Annotated in this window: 13 protein-coding genes; 8 read left to right on the top strand and 5 right to left on the bottom strand. The window is 36.6% G+C overall.

Annotation, left to right across the window (positions count from 1 at the left end; all coding sequences use genetic code 11):
• Positions 1-146: 146 nt before the first annotated feature.
• The 3 genes from ACIR310F_RS0116745 to ACIR310F_RS0116735 all read right to left on the bottom strand — a co-directional run bounded on the left by ACIR310F_RS0116745 (position 147) and on the right by ACIR310F_RS0116735 (position 3216).
• Positions 147-1577 (bottom strand): dihydrolipoyl dehydrogenase family protein, encoded by a 1431-nt coding sequence (locus ACIR310F_RS0116745; protein WP_028084830.1) that lies wholly within the window; start codon positions 1575-1577, stop codon positions 147-149.
• A 230-nt stretch (positions 1578-1807) separates the two neighbouring features.
• A complete protein-coding gene (cobD, locus tag ACIR310F_RS0116740) occupies positions 1808-2905 on the bottom strand; it encodes a threonine-phosphate decarboxylase CobD (RefSeq protein WP_028084829.1) in 1098 nt (365 codons plus the stop codon).
• A gap of 26 nt (positions 2906-2931) precedes the next feature.
• On the bottom strand, positions 2932-3216 hold the full coding sequence (locus ACIR310F_RS0116735) for an HU family DNA-binding protein (RefSeq protein ID WP_028084828.1): 285 nt from the start codon (positions 3214-3216) through the stop codon (positions 2932-2934).
• Positions 3217-4960: 1744 nt separating this feature from the next.
• On the opposite strand from ACIR310F_RS0116735, the gene uvrC reads away from it, so the two are divergent.
• Both uvrC and ACIR310F_RS0116720 read left to right on the top strand, forming a co-directional pair.
• Entirely contained in the window at positions 4961-6841 is a 1881-nt protein-coding gene (uvrC, locus tag ACIR310F_RS0116725; protein WP_028084827.1) for an excinuclease ABC subunit UvrC, read from the top strand.
• Between the two features lie 91 nt (positions 6842-6932).
• Positions 6933-8147 carry a glycosyltransferase gene (locus tag ACIR310F_RS0116720; RefSeq protein ID WP_196803229.1) on the top strand — a complete coding sequence of 405 codons (1215 nt, stop codon included), beginning with the start codon at positions 6933-6935 and terminating at the stop codon, positions 8145-8147.
• 151 nt (positions 8148-8298) lie between these two features.
• Here the strand turns inward: ACIR310F_RS0116720 and ACIR310F_RS0116715 are convergent, their stop codons facing one another.
• Positions 8299-9465 carry a pyridoxal phosphate-dependent aminotransferase gene (locus ACIR310F_RS0116715; RefSeq protein ID WP_028084825.1) on the bottom strand — a complete coding sequence of 389 codons (1167 nt, stop codon included), beginning with the start codon at positions 9463-9465 and terminating at the stop codon, positions 8299-8301.
• A 249-nt stretch (positions 9466-9714) separates the two neighbouring features.
• On the opposite strand from ACIR310F_RS0116715, the gene ACIR310F_RS0116710 reads away from it, so the two are divergent.
• Together ACIR310F_RS0116710 and ACIR310F_RS0116705 are read left to right on the top strand one after the other, a co-directional pair.
• Positions 9715-10344, top strand: a complete 630-nt coding sequence (locus tag ACIR310F_RS0116710; RefSeq protein ID WP_028084824.1) for a type I restriction enzyme HsdR N-terminal domain-containing protein — start codon at positions 9715-9717, stop codon at positions 10342-10344.
• Positions 10345-10510: 166 nt separating this feature from the next.
• Entirely contained in the window at positions 10511-10876 is a 366-nt protein-coding gene (locus ACIR310F_RS0116705; protein WP_028084823.1) for a VOC family protein, read from the top strand.
• 2 nt (positions 10877-10878) lie between these two features.
• Here the strand turns inward: ACIR310F_RS0116705 and ACIR310F_RS24460 are convergent, their stop codons facing one another.
• Entirely contained in the window at positions 10879-11307 is a 429-nt protein-coding gene (locus ACIR310F_RS24460; protein ID WP_155963878.1) for a hypothetical protein, read from the bottom strand.
• On the opposite strand from ACIR310F_RS24460, the gene ylqF reads away from it, so the two are divergent.
• The 4 genes from ylqF to ACIR310F_RS27490 all read left to right on the top strand — a co-directional run.
• The gene (ylqF, locus tag ACIR310F_RS0116700) at positions 11293-12174 is read left to right on the top strand and encodes a ribosome biogenesis GTPase YlqF (protein WP_028084822.1); all 882 of its coding nucleotides are present in this window, start codon (positions 11293-11295) and stop codon (positions 12172-12174) included. The genes ACIR310F_RS24460 and ylqF overlap by 15 nt on opposite strands.
• 155 nt (positions 12175-12329) lie before the next feature.
• Positions 12330-13697, top strand: a complete 1368-nt coding sequence (locus tag ACIR310F_RS0116695; RefSeq protein ID WP_028084821.1) for an NAD-dependent succinate-semialdehyde dehydrogenase — start codon at positions 12330-12332, stop codon at positions 13695-13697.
• Between the two features lie 100 nt (positions 13698-13797).
• Positions 13798-15441, top strand: a complete 1644-nt coding sequence (locus tag ACIR310F_RS0116690; RefSeq protein WP_028084820.1) for an acetolactate synthase large subunit — start codon at positions 13798-13800, stop codon at positions 15439-15441.
• 441 nt (positions 15442-15882) lie between these two features.
• The coding region (locus ACIR310F_RS27490; protein WP_331271318.1) for a 4-Cys prefix domain-containing protein at positions 15883-16019 on the top strand (137 nt) is incomplete at its 3' end.

Below are 16019 nucleotides of genomic sequence, written 5' to 3'. Positions count from 1 at the left end.
TTATACAATTAAGCTGTGTAACAGCTTATAATTATAATTATATTATATTATTAATAATAATAGCGGGCAGGATGCCCGCACCACAAGATTTATACATATTACGATTGTACAATTGTACAATTTAGTTGTGTAAAAGCTTATAAATTTCAATCACGACGAAAATTAAAGAAACTTGCTAATAATTCTTGAACAGCATGGTTTTTATTAATTCTCTGTTTATGCCATTCTCGTGCTGTTTCGATGAGAATTTCTGATAAGCTGGGATAAATGGGTGATAATTTTGCTAAATGCTGAATTTTAATATTTTGGGTTATTGCTAAACTAATTATATTAATCAATTCTCCTGCTGCTATTCCTAAAATAGAACATCCCAATATTTTACCATTTTTAAAAACTATTAATTTACAAATTCCTGTAATTGGTCCTTGAATTTGTGCGCTTGTAGCTGTTTTAAAATATTGTTTAAAAACTAAAACTTGATTTTGAGGATATTGACTTTTTGCTTGAATTTCTGTTAAACCAATTTGTGCTACTCTCGGATAGGTATAGATTCCCCAAGGAACACAGTGATAATTAACTTTTACCCTCGGAAAAAATAAGGCATTTTTTATGGCAATATTAGCCTCATAATTACTAAGATTCTGAATATTATAACCCCCAATTACATCACCACAAGCATAAATACGATGATTTGTCGTTTGCAATTTTTCATTGACAACTAAGCGGTGTTGATGATATTTTATTCCCACTGCGGACAGGTTGAGATATTCTAAGTTTGGTTGTTGTCCGGTAGCAATAAAAATTTCATCAGTTTCCATGGCTTGATTTCCTGCTTGTACCCATTTTTGATTATCTATATGTCGAACTTGGGTTACTTTTGTTTGTGTTAAAACCCGCACACCATTAACTTCTAATTGTGCTATTAGTAATTGATTTATTTCGGGGTCAAGATGAGGAATAATACTCGATTTTTTAACTATTAAAGTAATATTACAACCAAACTGAGCTAAAATTTGGGCAATTTCTATACTTTGGGGAATACCACCAAGAATTACCCAATTTTTAGGTAATGTTGTTTTTTCTAAATAGTCCCAAATATTGGTTAAAGTCAGATATTTAGTAGCATCTAATCCAGGAATATTAGGAATTAAAGGAAGTGAACCATTAGCGAGTAAGTAAGTGCGACTATACAACCGTCTTTCATTAACTATGAAACTCAAGGGAGAAGATTGAAATTGACCATTACCGACAATAATATCAACTCCTTGGGCTGCTAAATTAGGAAGGGAATTGATTTGAGTCAGATTTTTTGAAACAGAAATAGCATAGAATAAGGACTTTTTCCAGTTCAGAGATATTGTATTTTCGTCAATTCCTAGATTTACTAAATTACGAGATTGTTGGGTAATTTTACTAATTTCATTCAGTACATATTGATGATTAAAATAGTAGTTATGAGAAAAATTATCGCTGACAATTAAAGCCACCTTTGCATTTAACCCAGTAGCATTTAAAGCGGCTTGGTATGCAGCAATAGTGTCACCAAGAATAACTATATCGTAATCAATATTGGTCATTGGTCATTGGTCAGTTGTCAGTTGTCAGTTGTCAGTTGTCAGTGGTTAGTGGTTAGTGGTCAGTTGTCAGTTGTCAGTGGTTAGTGGTCAGTTGTCAGTGGTTTATTATCTATTAAGCTGATTATTTACGCAAACAAACAAACTTTATTGTGGTGCGGGTATCTTGCCCGCTAAGACTGTACTTCATGCAGATGAAATTCGCTGTGAATGTAGTACAGTTTACCCACCTGCTAAAATTCTGAGTTTTTAATTTCTTTGAGGGCTGTTAATAGACGCTGGTTATCAGACTCAGAACGGACAGCGACGCGGAAAAAGCGATCGCCTAATTGTGGAAAACTTAAACAATCACGAATTAAAATCTGGTGTTGCTGAAGTAATTTTTTTTGTAACTGGGAAGTAGACTGCTGACATTGTACCAATAGGTAGTTAGCAGAGCCTTCTAGGGGGGTGAAACCAGGAATTGAAGCTAACCCTTGGAATAGTTGATTTCTCGCCTCTGGTAGCCATTTCCAGGTGCGATTTTGAAAATCTGTATCTTCGAGAGCCGCGATCGCTGCCTTAGCTGCTAAAATATTTACAGGCCAGGGATCTCGCCATGATTGCCATTTTGCTAGACGCTGGGGGTGAGCGATAGCATAACCTAATCTTAAACCTGGTAGACTGTAGAATTTAGTAAGCGATCGCAAAATCACTAAATTCTCATATTCTTGCACCAATTCAATCAGACTTTGTTCCTCATCAGGGGGTAAAAAGTCCATAAAAGCCTCATCCACCACCACCAAAGCAAACCGTTTTAAATACGGTAGGATAGAGTCCCGTGAAAATAACTTTCCCGTCGGGTTATGAGGATTATTCAGGAGTAACCCATATTCCGAAGTCAGAAATCTGAAATCTGGAAACAGAGAAATATTCTCCTTCTTAGGTAGAGCCTTTATCCCCGTTCCCAAATCCAGAGGAAACTCCAGCACTTTAGCATTATAAGCCGCCAGAGTGCGGTAATAATCCCCAAAAGCCGGAGTCAGTATAACGGTTGCTGCTAATTGCGCTAATTCTCTACCAACCAGAGTTAATAATTCTGCTGAACCATTACCTGGCAAAATCCAATCAGCAGCTATTTGATGAAAGTGACCCAGAGCCAGTCTGAGTTCACTATATTCCGGGTCAGGATAATGCCTGAGATTATCCAGTTGGGACATAATTGCTGCAATGACGCTGCTAGGCGGTCCCAAGGGGCTGATGCTGGCGGAAAAATCCACAATAGCATCCGGGGAACAGCCAGCTAACGCCGCCGCCCAGGCTAAATTTCCCCCGTGTGCTGGTTGTGGCATCAAAAATACTCTCCCTAGAACAAAACTTACTCTTTTGGGGGTGCTACTCTTTCTCTAAACTGTTTTCCAGCGGAAAAAGCGGGAACTCTGGTAGCGGGAATTTCCATTTTTTCGTTCGTTTTGGGGTTACGTCCCTCACGGGCTTTGCGTTCCCGTGATTCAAAAGAACCAAATCCCACTAATGTCACCTTATCACCAGAAGAAACTGCCTCGACAATGGTGTCTATGGCAGCAGTTAAAACAGCATCAGCCTGTTTCTTGGTAACGTTAGCTTTTTCCGCCACTGCATCAATTAATTCGCCTTTGTTCATATCAGACTCCTAAAGTTTTACCAGATATTCTTTCAAGATGCACCCTTTCGCATCTTTACGTAAATTTCTGCTTGTACAAATACAAAAATCGTTCCTAGAGAGTATTTACACTCAAAACCGCCGTAAATCCCATTGACTCGACTTTTCAATGAATCATTCTAAGGTGTTGTAGCCCTAAGTGGATAGGTGAAACTATTAATTTATATAGATTTCAGGATTTTTTGTGTTTTTTACCTGTTTTTTGTAGTTAAAACACCCTATTTTCATAAATAAATACTTAGTAGTGGTAGTCCTGAGTCCTTAGTGCTTGGGAAATATCTTCTCCCTCTCCTCCCCTTCGTCCCCTACTCCCTTGGTTTTGCTCAACTCTTCCCAGGTTAACTTTTTCTCCTCTATGAGCATAATTCTGTTGGGAATCATCCCAAACCCTTATGTTTACATATTAATATTTTATCAAACTCTTGTGAGGTGGGCATCTTGCCCGCGCCAACCTACTTACATATTAATATTTTATCAAACTCTTGTGGGGTGGGCATCTTGCCCGCCCTATAACTATCTTACCCGCCCTATAACTATCTTACCCGCCCTATAACTATTTTGCCTGCCCGATAACTATTTTGCCTGCCCGATAACTATTTTGCCTGCCCGATAACTATTTTATTACCCCAAGTTGCTATTTATTTAACTTTCGACTGGTCATCATGGCAGATTTTTTGGTGATTTTCAACTTTCACCCTGTCTCCTCTTCCTGGAGGTTGTAGTTAAACCTGCAAAAAATTAATATTGATATAGCTTCATGTAGTTACAACGAAAAAAAAGGTTTGGCGCTTTCAACCAAACCTCCATAATTGCTGTGCTTAACAACGTACTTAATTAATTTAATCCTACTCTTCTGATAGATCATCTTCCTATGGAGTGTGTCCAAATTGTCCTAAAAATGATATAGCATTGTCATCACAGATATTGACACTATAAAGGGTAAAGTATATAAAATCTTAGCAGGTAAATTAAACATAAAAAAGGCTTGGGTGTTAGCCAAGCCTCTATATATACCAGGTGTTTACCATATATAACTACTTTAAACCGGATGTTATTGCTATTCATCATTCTTTAAGATGTTTACAAAATCAATAAAATATGATAATTAACGAAACTATAGTGTTTTTAGCTGTTTCCCTGTTACTTGATCTGAAATAAAAAAAAGACCCTGAAATTATTTTCAGAGTCCGTATACGTTTTTCAGGCATTAATCAAAGTTAACATTACTCAATTTTAATAAATATTTCTACTACCTAAAGTAGAATTAAAGAAAATATTTGTGCTTTTGGTGAGTAAGAAGTTACAATAAAAAAGGCTTAGTGGTTTACCAAGCCTACATATATACCAATTGTTTATCATAACTACTGAATGTACGTTAATTGATGCTAATATTCATCTATCTAAAGTCTAAAGTATGTATATCAATATTCACGAAATCCGTGATGGGGTGATGAGAAAGAACTAATAATATATAATATTATACTTTTGGGATTTTTTCTCACATAAAGAAAAAGGTCTAGCATGAAGCTAAACCTCATAAAAAGCAGTTATTCGACACACCAGGATCAATGTAAATCTACTTCTCTTTTTTTGCATCTCTCTATGGAGTGTATTTACTTGTCTAGAAGTATGCTATGAACTGAGCCATTTAAAAAAATTTTAATATTTGTTATCTAAAATTACATAAATTAAATTTATGACAATTATGACCATAAATTCGCAAACACTACCACTAGTTAAAAATCCCGAAAAACTAGAAAATCGTCTAGGGGAAATTCCTCCAGAACCGGGGGTTTATTTAATGAAAGATGGCAGCGATCGCTTAATATATATAGGTAAATCTCGTAAATTGCGTTCTCGTGTCCGTTCCTATTTCCGCGACTCCAGCCATAAAACGGAACGTATCAATACGATGGTCAAATTAGTGACAGAAATTGAATTTATCGTCACTGATAGCGAAGCCGAAGCATTAGCACTAGAAGCCAATTTAATTAAACAACATCAGCCATATTTTAACGTTTTACTCAAAGATGATAAAAAATATCCCTATCTTTGTATTACCTGGTCAGAGGAATATCCGCGTATTTTTATAACTCGTAAACGTCAATTAGCAAAATACAAAAAAGATAAATACTACGGACCTTATACAGATTCCGGTTTATTACGGGAAATTGTGCATTTATGTAAACGCATTTTCCCCCTGCGACAAAGACCACAGCCCTTGTTTAAAGATCGTCCTTGTTTAAATTATAATATAGGTCGTTGTCCTGGAGTTTGTCAAAAATTAGTTTCTCCAGAAGAATATAGAAAAATTGTCCAAAAAGTGGCAATGGTTTTTCAAGGAAGAACTCAGGAATTAATTAATATTTTAACAGAACAAATGGAAAGGTCTGCGGAAGAATTGGATTTTGAAAATGCGGCGAAAATCCGTGATCAAATAGTTGCTTTAAAATCCCTAAATGCAGATCAAAAAGTATCCTTACCTGATGATACAGTATCACGAGATGCAGTGGCCTTAGCCGCAGATAATCAACACGCCTATATTCAATTATTTCAAATTCGCGCTGGTCAATTAGTTGGTCGGTTGGCTTTTGTTGCTGACTCTCACCCTGAACCTGGAGAAATTTTACAACGAGTTTTAGAAGAACATTACCAAACAGCGGAAAATATAGAAATTCCTAGCGAAATTTTGGTACAACATGATTTACCAGATAGTGAAATTCTGTCTGATATTTTGACAGAACGTAAAGGAAAAAAAGTGACCATTTTAGCCCCTTTGCGACAAACTAAGGCCGAATTAATTGAAATGGTGGAAAAAAATGCCCAATATGAATTACAAAGAATGCAAAAATTGGCAAGTAGCAATCTACAAGCAACTCAAGATTTAGCTACGATTCTCGATTTACCAGATTTACCAAAACGTATTGAAGGTTATGATATTTCCCATATTCAAGGTACTAATACTGTCGCTTCTCAAGTGGTATTTATTGATGGTTTATCAGCCAAACAACATTACCGACATTACAAAATTAAAAACCCTAATATTACAATTGGACATTCAGATGATTTCGCTAGTTTAGCCGAAGTTATTCAGAGAAGATTTCGTAAATATATCGCAAATCCCCAATTAACAAGATTAGGTAATTCTGACTGGCCTGATTTAATTATGATTGATGGTGGTAAAGGTCAATTATCTGCTGTTGTGGGTATTCTAACAGAAATGAATTTATTAGCAGATTTGCAGGTTATTAGTTTAGCTAAAAAGCAAGAAGAAATCTTTTTACCAAATTCATCTCAACCTTTAAAAACTCATCCAGAACAACCAGGAGTACAATTATTAAGAAGATTACGAGACGAAGCCCATAGATTTGCTGTGAGTTTTCATCGTCAACAAAGAAGTGATCAATTAAAACGATCTCGTTTAGATGAAATTCCAGGTTTAGGACAACATAGACAAAAGTTACTATTAGCTCATTTTCGCTCCGTTGATTATATTCGTCAAGCGACATTTACACAATTAACCGAAGTTCCCGGAATTGGTTCCCGGTTAGCGCAAGATATTTATGATTATTTCCATCCTGTTTAAATATGTTTTTTCAGAAAATGTTTTTTAATAAATACAAACCAGAGAGAATTTGTATTCTTGGTTTACTTTGTAAATACCATGGTTTTAAGAGATGAAAATTAGCCTGTGTATGATTGTTAAAAACGAAGAAACTACTCTACCAAGGTGTTTGGGAAGTGTGAAAGGTTTTGTTGATGAAATTGTGGTTCTCGATACGGGTTCAACTGATAAAACTCCTCAAATTGCTGAACAATTTGGAGCTAAGGTTTATTATTTTACTTGGAATAATAATTTTAGTTCGGCTCGAAATCAGGCTTTAAAATATGTGACGGGTGATTGGATTTTGGTTTTAGATGCTGATGAAACTTTAACCTCGGAAATTATTCCTTTACTTAAATTGGTTCTTCTGAAGAAAGAATATCTTGTTATTAATTTAGTACGTCAAGAAGTTGGTTCTACACAATCACCTTATTCTCTGGTTTCTCGACTATTTCGTAATCATCCAAATATATATTTTGATCGCCCTTATCATGCTTTAATTGATGATAGTGTGACGACAATTTTAACTCAAGAACCATCTTGGGAAGTTGGTTATTTACCAGGGGTAGCAATTCTCCATACTGGTTATCAAAAATCTGTGATTAATGCACTGCATAAATATTCTAAAGCCGCAGCCGCAATGGAGGAATTTTTTGCAAATCATCCCCATGACGCTTATGTTTGTAGTAAATTGGGCGCTTTGTATGTGCATAATCACAAAATTAATCAAGGTATGGATTTATTAAATCGAGGGTTAAATCAATTAATTACTAATGAAGTTAATCAAGATATAAATTATGATATCGTATATGAATTACATTATCATTTGGGAATTGGTTATACACATTTACAAGATCTATCCTCAGCAATTCATCATTATCAAGCTGCGGTAAAATTACCTATTTATCCACTTCTAAAATTAGGAGGATATAATAATTTGGGAAATTTATTAAAAAATCTTGGAGATTTACCAGCAGCAAAAATTGCCTATGAAACAGCTATCAAAATTGATCCTAATTTCGTAATTGGTTATTATAATTTGGGGATGGTATGTAAAGCTATGGGATTATTTTCCCTGGCTATTGATTGCTATAATCATGCTATTAATCTCAATCCTGATTATGCAGAAGCTTATCAAAATTTGGGGGTTGTGTTGTTGAAAATTGGTCATGTTTCCGCTAGTTTAGAAGCTTTTGAATATGCTATTTCTCTCCATGAATTGCATAACCCTGAAGAAGCACAACGAATTCATCAGGGTTTACAGGAAATGGGTTTATTACCAAGTTAATATCAGGCTGCATAGAATCAAATATCCAGAATTATTAGCCGCAGATAAAGATTAATACATTTCCCAAACTCCTCTCTTGGTTCTGAAAGCGTCGGTCTTGTCAGATAAATTATCCTATGCAACCTGAGATTAATTCTGTATAATCACTTAATTAGATACGAGAAAGCACGAATTTCTCTAATCTATCCATTCCCTTTTCAATGGTCGTCAAATCCGTAGCATAGGAAAGACGAATGTTATTATCAGCACAGAAAGCTATGCCCGGAATAACTGCAACTTGATGTTCTGCTAATAATGCGTCACAAAATTCCAGGGATTTTAAGCCGGTTTTGCTGATGTCTGGGAATAGGTAAAAAGCACCGTCGGGTTTAGCGGTACTCAAACCAGGAATAGCGTTGAGTCTGTCTAACATGACTTGACGACGTTTAGCGAAGGCTTGACGCATTTCCTCTACACAGTCTTGAGAACCCTCCAAAGCAGCGATCGCTCCATATTGAGCAAAAGTACACACATTTGAGGTACTATGTCCTTGGATGGTACTAGCGGCCTTAATAATTTCTACAGGTCCTGCTAAGTAACCCAAGCGCCAACCCGTCATTGCGTAACCTTTAGCAAAACCGTTACTGATTAAAGTCCGGTTAAAAATCTCTTCACCTAAAGCACCAATACTGATATGTTCTGCACCGTCATAGAGAATCTTCTCATAGATCTCGTCAGAAACCACATAGATATCTGCATCAACTATTACCTGTGCTAAAGCCTTAATTTCCGCCGCCGTGTATACCATCCCCGTGGGGTTGGAAGGGGAGTTAAGGACAAATAACTTAGTTTTTGGGGTAATTGCCTGTTTCAGTTGTTCTGGGGTGATTTTGTACCCTGTAGAAGCGTCTGTTTCTACAATCACTGACTTCCCACCGACTAAAGTTACCATTTCGGGGTAACTTAACCAGTATGGAGCGGGGATAATTACCTCATCACCAATATCAATCAGCGCTACAATTAAATTGTAAAGAGAATGTTTACCACCATTGGTGACAATGACATTTTCTGGCTTATAATTAAGACCATTATCATTTTTTAGCTTGCGAGCGATCGCTTCCCTTAACTTTGGTTCTCCTGCGCCTGGACCGTATTTAGTTTTACCCTCAGCCAAAGCCTTTGAGGCTGCGGCTTTAATGTGCGCTGGGGTGTCAAAATCCGGTTCTCCAGCACTAAAACTACAAACATCTATACCCTTATCCTTCATGGCCTTAGCTTTAGCTGTAATGGCTAAGGTGATGGAAGGTGTTACCCTACTTACTCTTTCTGCCAGCTTCATTCTACTTTAATTTGGCGAATATCTGTTCTATTGATCTCAGGATATCCCATAATTCTCTTCTATATTTGCCTTTTTTTAAATTCTTTTTCCTTCACCAGCGGTAAATATTGAGATCAATAAATTCCCATAATACCAAGTATATGATGATATTTCCAGCTAGTGGAGGAATTAAAACAAGCATTAAATGATTATAGCGGTTGCCAATAAAATATTAAATATTGCTTCTTATTACCAATCACCAACCAAATAATGACACAAACACTCCCAGCAAAAGATATTAATTTACGCTACTTAATTGATAATTTTGGCATTGAGTTAGTTTTAGATGGACAATTTTTCTGGGAATGGCAAGCAGGATTACCAGAAATTACAGATTTAGATAAACAACTTTTAGACAAAGTAAAAGCTGGTTATTTGAATCTTCTCAATTATCCACCATTACTAGAAGATATTGTCAGAATGGCAATTGTAGATCCAATACTTTTTATCGGTGATTTTTACCTATCTCCTTTCTATGTAAAATCGGAAGAATCTATAGATATTGCTGTACCAGATGAAAATGTAATTATTAAAGGGAGAATGGATAGTTTAGTTTTAAAAAATCAATTATGGGTGATGATTATTGAGTCAAAAAAAGCTTCATTTTCTATTGAAGAAGGACTAGCGCAAATTTTATCATATATGTTAGGTAATCCCTATCATGATCAACCTAGTTTTGGGATGATTGCTACAGGTAGCGAGTTTATTTTTGTGAAATTAGTCAAAGGAAAACCTACCCGTTATTCTTTGTCAAAAGGTTTCTTAATGCGTAATCCTGGCAATGAATTATATGATGTATTGCGTGTTCTCAAGCATTTAACTCAACTAGTGACTGCTTGAAACTTTGATAAGATTGTTTTCTTCTTGGTAACTATGATAATTTTTTGTGACACTTGCCTAAGTTTTAATTAACTCAGTTTTGATCATCATATTATTAAAATAATTATCACTTCCAGCAAATAAGTCCTCAAACCCAAAGACGTTATTTCTTCAGCAACTCCTAAATATGCAATATAATAGTATCATCATCACCATAGCCACAGTTAATTTTGACTGTATCGTTAATTTCTATACTCAATTACTAGAACAAGAACCAAAAAAACTCATTCCTCGTATTTATGCTGAGTTTGAAATCCCTGGTTTAAAATTAGGTATTTTTCAACCCAAACCAGTTAACGCAGCAGAATTTGTCACTAATTCCCAAAGTCCTCTAAGTTTGTGTTTAGAAGTCAATAATTTAGAAAGCGCCATATCTTACTTGACATCTTTAGGCTATCCTCCACTGGGAATAATTTATACCGCTTCCTACGGTAGAGAAATTTACGCCTATGACCCCGATGGTAACAGATTAATTTTACATCAATCTAACTAATACTAATATGGGAAGTTATTAGTCACAACGAACAACTGACAACTGACAACTGACAACGAACAACTGACAACGAACAACTGACAACGAACAACTGACAACGAACAACTGACAACGAACAACTGACAACTGACAACTGACAACTGACAACGAACAACTAACAACGAACAACTGACAACGAACAACTGACAACTGACAACTGACAACGAACAACTGACAACTGACAACTGACAACTGACAACGAACAACTGACAACTGACAACTGACAACTGACAACTGACAACTGACAACGAACAACTGACAACGAACAACTGACAACGAACAACTGACAACGAACAACTGACAACGAACAACTGACAACTGACAACTAACAACTGACAACGAACAACTGACAACTGACAACTGACAACGAACAATAAATGTCTATTACACAAAACTACAAATTAAATCTAATCCAATGGTATCCTGGACACATCGCCAAAGCTGAAAAGAATCTCAAAGAACAGCTAAAACGGGTAGATGTGATTTTAGAAGTACGAGATGCTCGTATTCCCCTAGCAACAAACCATCCACAAATGAATGAATGGGTGGGAACAAGAACGCGGATACTGGTACTTAACCGAGTAGATATGATTTTACCACAGGTGCGATCGCGCTGGATAGAGTGGTTTAAAAATCAGGGTGAAGTTCCATATTTTACCGATGCTCAACATGGACAGGGAATTACAGCGATCGCCAAAGCCGCCCAAAGCGCAGGTATAGAACTTAACAAACGTCGTCAAGAGCGAGGAATGTTACCCCGTCCCGTTCGTGCTGTGGTTATTGGTTTTCCCAATGTTGGTAAATCGGCTCTAATTAACCGTCTCATAGGTAAACGAGTGGTAGAAAGTGCTGCTCGTCCTGGTGTTACCCGTCAACTACGATGGGTCAGAATTTCGGATCAGCTAGAATTATTAGATGCACCGGGTGTCATCCCTGCTCGACTCGATAGCCAAGCCGCAGGAGTGAAATTAGCCATTTGTGATGATATCGGTGAAGCATCCTATGATAACCAACTCATCGCCGCTGTATTCGTAGATATACTTAATGAACTTCAGGAAACATACCCAAAATTTTTACCACCCCATCCATTACTAACACGATATGATCTTGACTCTGTTATCCACACAGGGGAAGCGTATTTACAAGCTTTAGCAGAACATCGCTACAAAGGAGACATAGAACGTACAGCTAGACAAATGATCACCGATTTTCGGAAAGGATTATTGGGGAGTATTCCTTTAGAATTACCACCAATGTAACTGTTAATTTGCTGTTGAGCTTGTGAATATTTTTCAGCCAAAATGTCTAAAATATGAGTTATGAATGTGTTAGATCATAAATGATAGGCAACAAAGAATAGAGAATAATTAAATTACGAATTATTGAGACTATTTTTTTATTCAGAGGTCAGATAATGGCTATAGCTACTATTAACCCCTATACCGGGGAAACACTGAAAATTTTTGAGCCGTTACAAAAAATGGAAATTGCTGCTAAATTAGATTTAACAGGAAAGGCTTTTCAAGAATACCGTCAAACAAGTTTTTTAGAGAGGTCTCACTGGTTAGAACAAGCAGCGACTATTTTAGACCAAGAAAAGGCAGATTTAGGGAAATTAATGACTTTGGAAATGGGTAAACCATTAAAAGCTGCCATTGCTGAAATCGAAAAATGCGCCCTTGTTTGTCGTTATTATGGCGAAAATGCTGCCAGTTTTCTGGCTGATGTCACCATCAAAACCGATGCTAGTCATAGTTTTGTAAAATATCAGCCTTTAGGGGTGATTCTCGCCGTCATGCCCTGGAATTTTCCTTTTTGGCAAGTTTTCCGGTTTGCAGCACCAGCACTGATGGCGGGCAATGTAGGCCTACTCAAACACGCTTCTAATGTACCACAGTGTGCATTAGCAATTGAAGATATTTTTCATCGCGCTGGTTTTCCTGGTGGTGTATTTCAAACATTATTAATCGGTGCAGATGAAGTTGCTGATTTAATGGCTGATGATCGAGTTAAAGCCGCTACTTTAACAGGTAGTGAACCAGCAGGGATATCCCTCGCTGTTGCATCTGGGAAACAAATCAAAAAAACTGTTTTAGAATTGGGGGGAAGTGACCCATTTATAGTTTTAGAAAGTGCTGATTTAGAAACAGCAGTTTCTACTGCGGTGACAGCGAGAATGTTGAATAACGGACAATCTTGTATTGCAGCCAAACGCTTTATTATTGCTGATGCTATTGCTGATAAATTTCAAAAATTACTGTTAGAAAAATTCCAATTTCTAAAAATTGGTAATCCCATGAACCTAGATACAGATTTAGGACCATTAGCAACTTCTAATATTCTCCAAGAATTAGACCAACAAGTTAAAAAAGCCGTCGAAAGTGGCGGTAAAATCCTCACAGGTGGACATCCTTTAACAGAAATGTCGGGGAACTTTTACCCACCAACAATTATCATAGATGTTCCCGTAGATACACCAATTGCCCAAGCAGAATTTTTTGGTCCTGTGGCATTATTATTCCGAGTTCCTGATATCAACACTGCGATTAAATTAGCTAATGATACTCCCTTTGGTTTAGGTGCAAGTGCATGGACAACAAATACAGAAGAACAAAATCGCCTAATTCAAGAAATCGAAGCCGGGGCAGTATTTATTAACAGCATGGTCAAATCTGATCCCCGTTTACCTTTTGGTGGCATTAAACGTTCTGGCTACGGACGAGAATTAAGTATTCAAGGCTTACATGAATTTGTCAATGTAAAAACTATTTGGGTCAAGTAAAGGGAACATAGTATTTTCTCTCTGTGTTCTCCGTGCCTCTGTGGTTCGTTATTAGAAACTTAGAAATTTAGTGAAATAGTAATCACCAATTACCAAACTTATGAATACCGCAGAATTATTAGTACAGTGTTTAGAAAACGAAGGAGTTCAATATGTTTTTGGACTTCCTGGAGAAGAAAATTTGCACGTTTTAGAAGCTTTAAAAAAATCATCAATTCAATTTATTACTACCCGTCATGAACAGGGTGCTGCATTCATGGCCGATGTTTATGGTAGGTTAACAGGAAAAGCCGGAGTCTGTCTTTCTACTCTTGGTCCTGGGGCAACTAATTTAATGACAGGGGTGGCAGATGCTAATCTAGATGGTGCGCCATTAGTGGCAATTACCGGCCAGGTAGGAACAGATAGAATGCACATTGAATCTCATCAATATTTGGATTTAGTGGCTATGTTTGCCCCCGTTACTAAGTGGAATAAACAGATTGTTAGACCAAGTATTACACCAGAAGTCGTCAGAAAAGCCTTCAAGCGATCGCAAACAGAAAAACCCGGTGCTGTTCACATTGATTTACCGGAAAATATAGCCGCCATGCCCGTAGAAGGCAAACCCTTAAATAAGGATAATAGTGAAAAAACCTATGCTTCCTTTGCCAGTATTCGCGCCGCATCTGCCGTAATTTCCCAAGCAGTTAATCCCATCATTTTAGTAGGAAATGGTGCAATTCGCGCCCAATCTAGCGACGCAGTAACACAATTTGCTACCCAAATGAATATTCCTGTTGTGAATACTTTTATGGGTAAAGGTGTGATTCCCTACACTCATCCTTTAGCACTTTGGTCTGTGGGATTACAACAACGAGATTTTATCACCTGCGGCTTTGATAATTCAGATTTAGTCATAGCTATTGGTTATGATTTAATTGAATTTTCTCCTAAAAAATGGAATCCTGAAGGGACAATTCCTATTATTCATATTGCAGCAACGTCTTCAGAAATTGACAGTAGTTATATTCCCAAATTGGAAGTAGTAGGAGATATTTCTGATTCCCTGAATGAGATCTTAAAATTAGCAGATAGACAAAATAAACCCAATCCCTATTCTATCAGCTTACGTCCTAATATTCGGGCTGATTATGAAGAATATGCCCAAGATGATCAATTTCCCATTAAACCGCAAAAATTAATTTATGATTTGCGGCAGGTTATGGGACCAGATGATATTGTGATTTCTGATGTTGGCGCACATAAAATGTGGATTGCTAGACATTATCATTGTCATAGTCCCAATACTTGCATTATTTCTAATGGTTTTGCGGCTATGGGTATTGCTATTCCTGGTGCATTGGCCGCAAAATTAGTCTATCCAAATCGTAAAGTTGTCGCTGCAACTGGTGACGGTGGTTTTATGATGAATTGTCAAGAATTAGAAACAGCTTTGCGAGTGGGAACTCCCTTCGTGACTCTGATTTTTAATGACGGTGGCTATGGTTTAATTGAGTGGAAACAAGAAAATCAATTTGGTAAAGGTAACTCATCTTTTGTTCATTTTGGTAATCCTGATTTTGTCAAATTTGCTGAAAGTATGGGATTAAAAGGTTATCGAGTTGAATGTGCTACAGATTTAGTTCCCATACTTAAAGAAGCGCTCGCTCAAGATGTACCAGCAGTTATAGACTGTCGGGTAGATTATCGAGAAAACAGTCGTTTTACTAAAAAAGCCGGTGAGTTAATTTGTGAAGTCTAAATATTCCTAAATATTCCTAAATATTCCTAAAGATTGATTATTTATCAGGGTGGGTTTTCCACCCTTGATGATGATTTTAGCTCACACAGAGAGCACCTAGTTTGAGAGATGGAATTTTTACCTTTTATGACTGAACTCAGCAACAAAGAATACAGATTTATGATGCTGAGGGTGTTATTTATTAATAAGAAGAATCCTCAAATCTCCACGTAATCTGAATTTTGTATTTGTATTATTATTTATAATGGGAATCTGTGCGCTGGTATAAGGGCATTTTTGTAGTTAATTCAGTTTTCAATTTTGTTTTAAATTTTGAGATTTTTAAGTTTCTCCAAGCAAACTTGTTTAGTCCTTGACTGATTTCTAGTAATAGGAATCAATACGGGTTTGACAATTTAATAATATTGGAAATTTGGACAAGATGCTATTTTCTTAACATTTATGCAAATTTGTCAAAATCCCAATTGTTCTAACCCCTTTAATCCGAAAACCTCTAAATTTTGCCAAAGTTGTCAAGAAAGTAACTTTGGGGAAATGCTGCGAAACCGTTACCGGGTTTTAAGATTATTAGGTGAAGG

Origin of the sequence: Dolichospermum circinale AWQC310F (genome assembly GCF_000426925.1) — a bacterium.
GTDB lineage: Bacteria > Cyanobacteriota > Cyanobacteriia > Cyanobacteriales > Nostocaceae > Dolichospermum > Dolichospermum circinale.
Note: the sequence above shows the minus strand (reverse complement) of the source record. Positions and strands in the feature narration are given on the sequence as shown.

Coding starts and splice junctions, on each gene's coding strand:
- ACIR310F_RS0116705 (WP_028084823.1), top strand. CDS start 10,511: ATGCAATATAATAGTATCATCATCACCATAGCCACAGTTAATTTTGAC.
- ACIR310F_RS0116715 (WP_028084825.1), bottom strand. CDS start 9,465: ATGAAGCTGGCAGAAAGAGTAAGTAGGGTAACACCTTCCATCACCTTA.
- ACIR310F_RS0116735 (WP_028084828.1), bottom strand. CDS start 3,216: ATGAACAAAGGCGAATTAATTGATGCAGTGGCGGAAAAAGCTAACGTT.
- cobD (WP_028084829.1), bottom strand. CDS start 2,905: ATGCCACAACCAGCACACGGGGGAAATTTAGCCTGGGCGGCGGCGTTA.
- ACIR310F_RS0116720 (WP_196803229.1), top strand. CDS start 6,933: ATGAAAATTAGCCTGTGTATGATTGTTAAAAACGAAGAAACTACTCTA.
- ylqF (WP_028084822.1), top strand. CDS start 11,293: ATGTCTATTACACAAAACTACAAATTAAATCTAATCCAATGGTATCCT.
- ACIR310F_RS0116690 (WP_028084820.1), top strand. CDS start 13,798: ATGAATACCGCAGAATTATTAGTACAGTGTTTAGAAAACGAAGGAGTT.
- ACIR310F_RS0116745 (WP_028084830.1), bottom strand. CDS start 1,577: ATGACCAATATTGATTACGATATAGTTATTCTTGGTGACACTATTGCT.
- ACIR310F_RS0116710 (WP_028084824.1), top strand. CDS start 9,715: ATGACACAAACACTCCCAGCAAAAGATATTAATTTACGCTACTTAATT.
- uvrC (WP_028084827.1), top strand. CDS start 4,961: ATGACCATAAATTCGCAAACACTACCACTAGTTAAAAATCCCGAAAAA.
- ACIR310F_RS0116695 (WP_028084821.1), top strand. CDS start 12,330: ATGGCTATAGCTACTATTAACCCCTATACCGGGGAAACACTGAAAATT.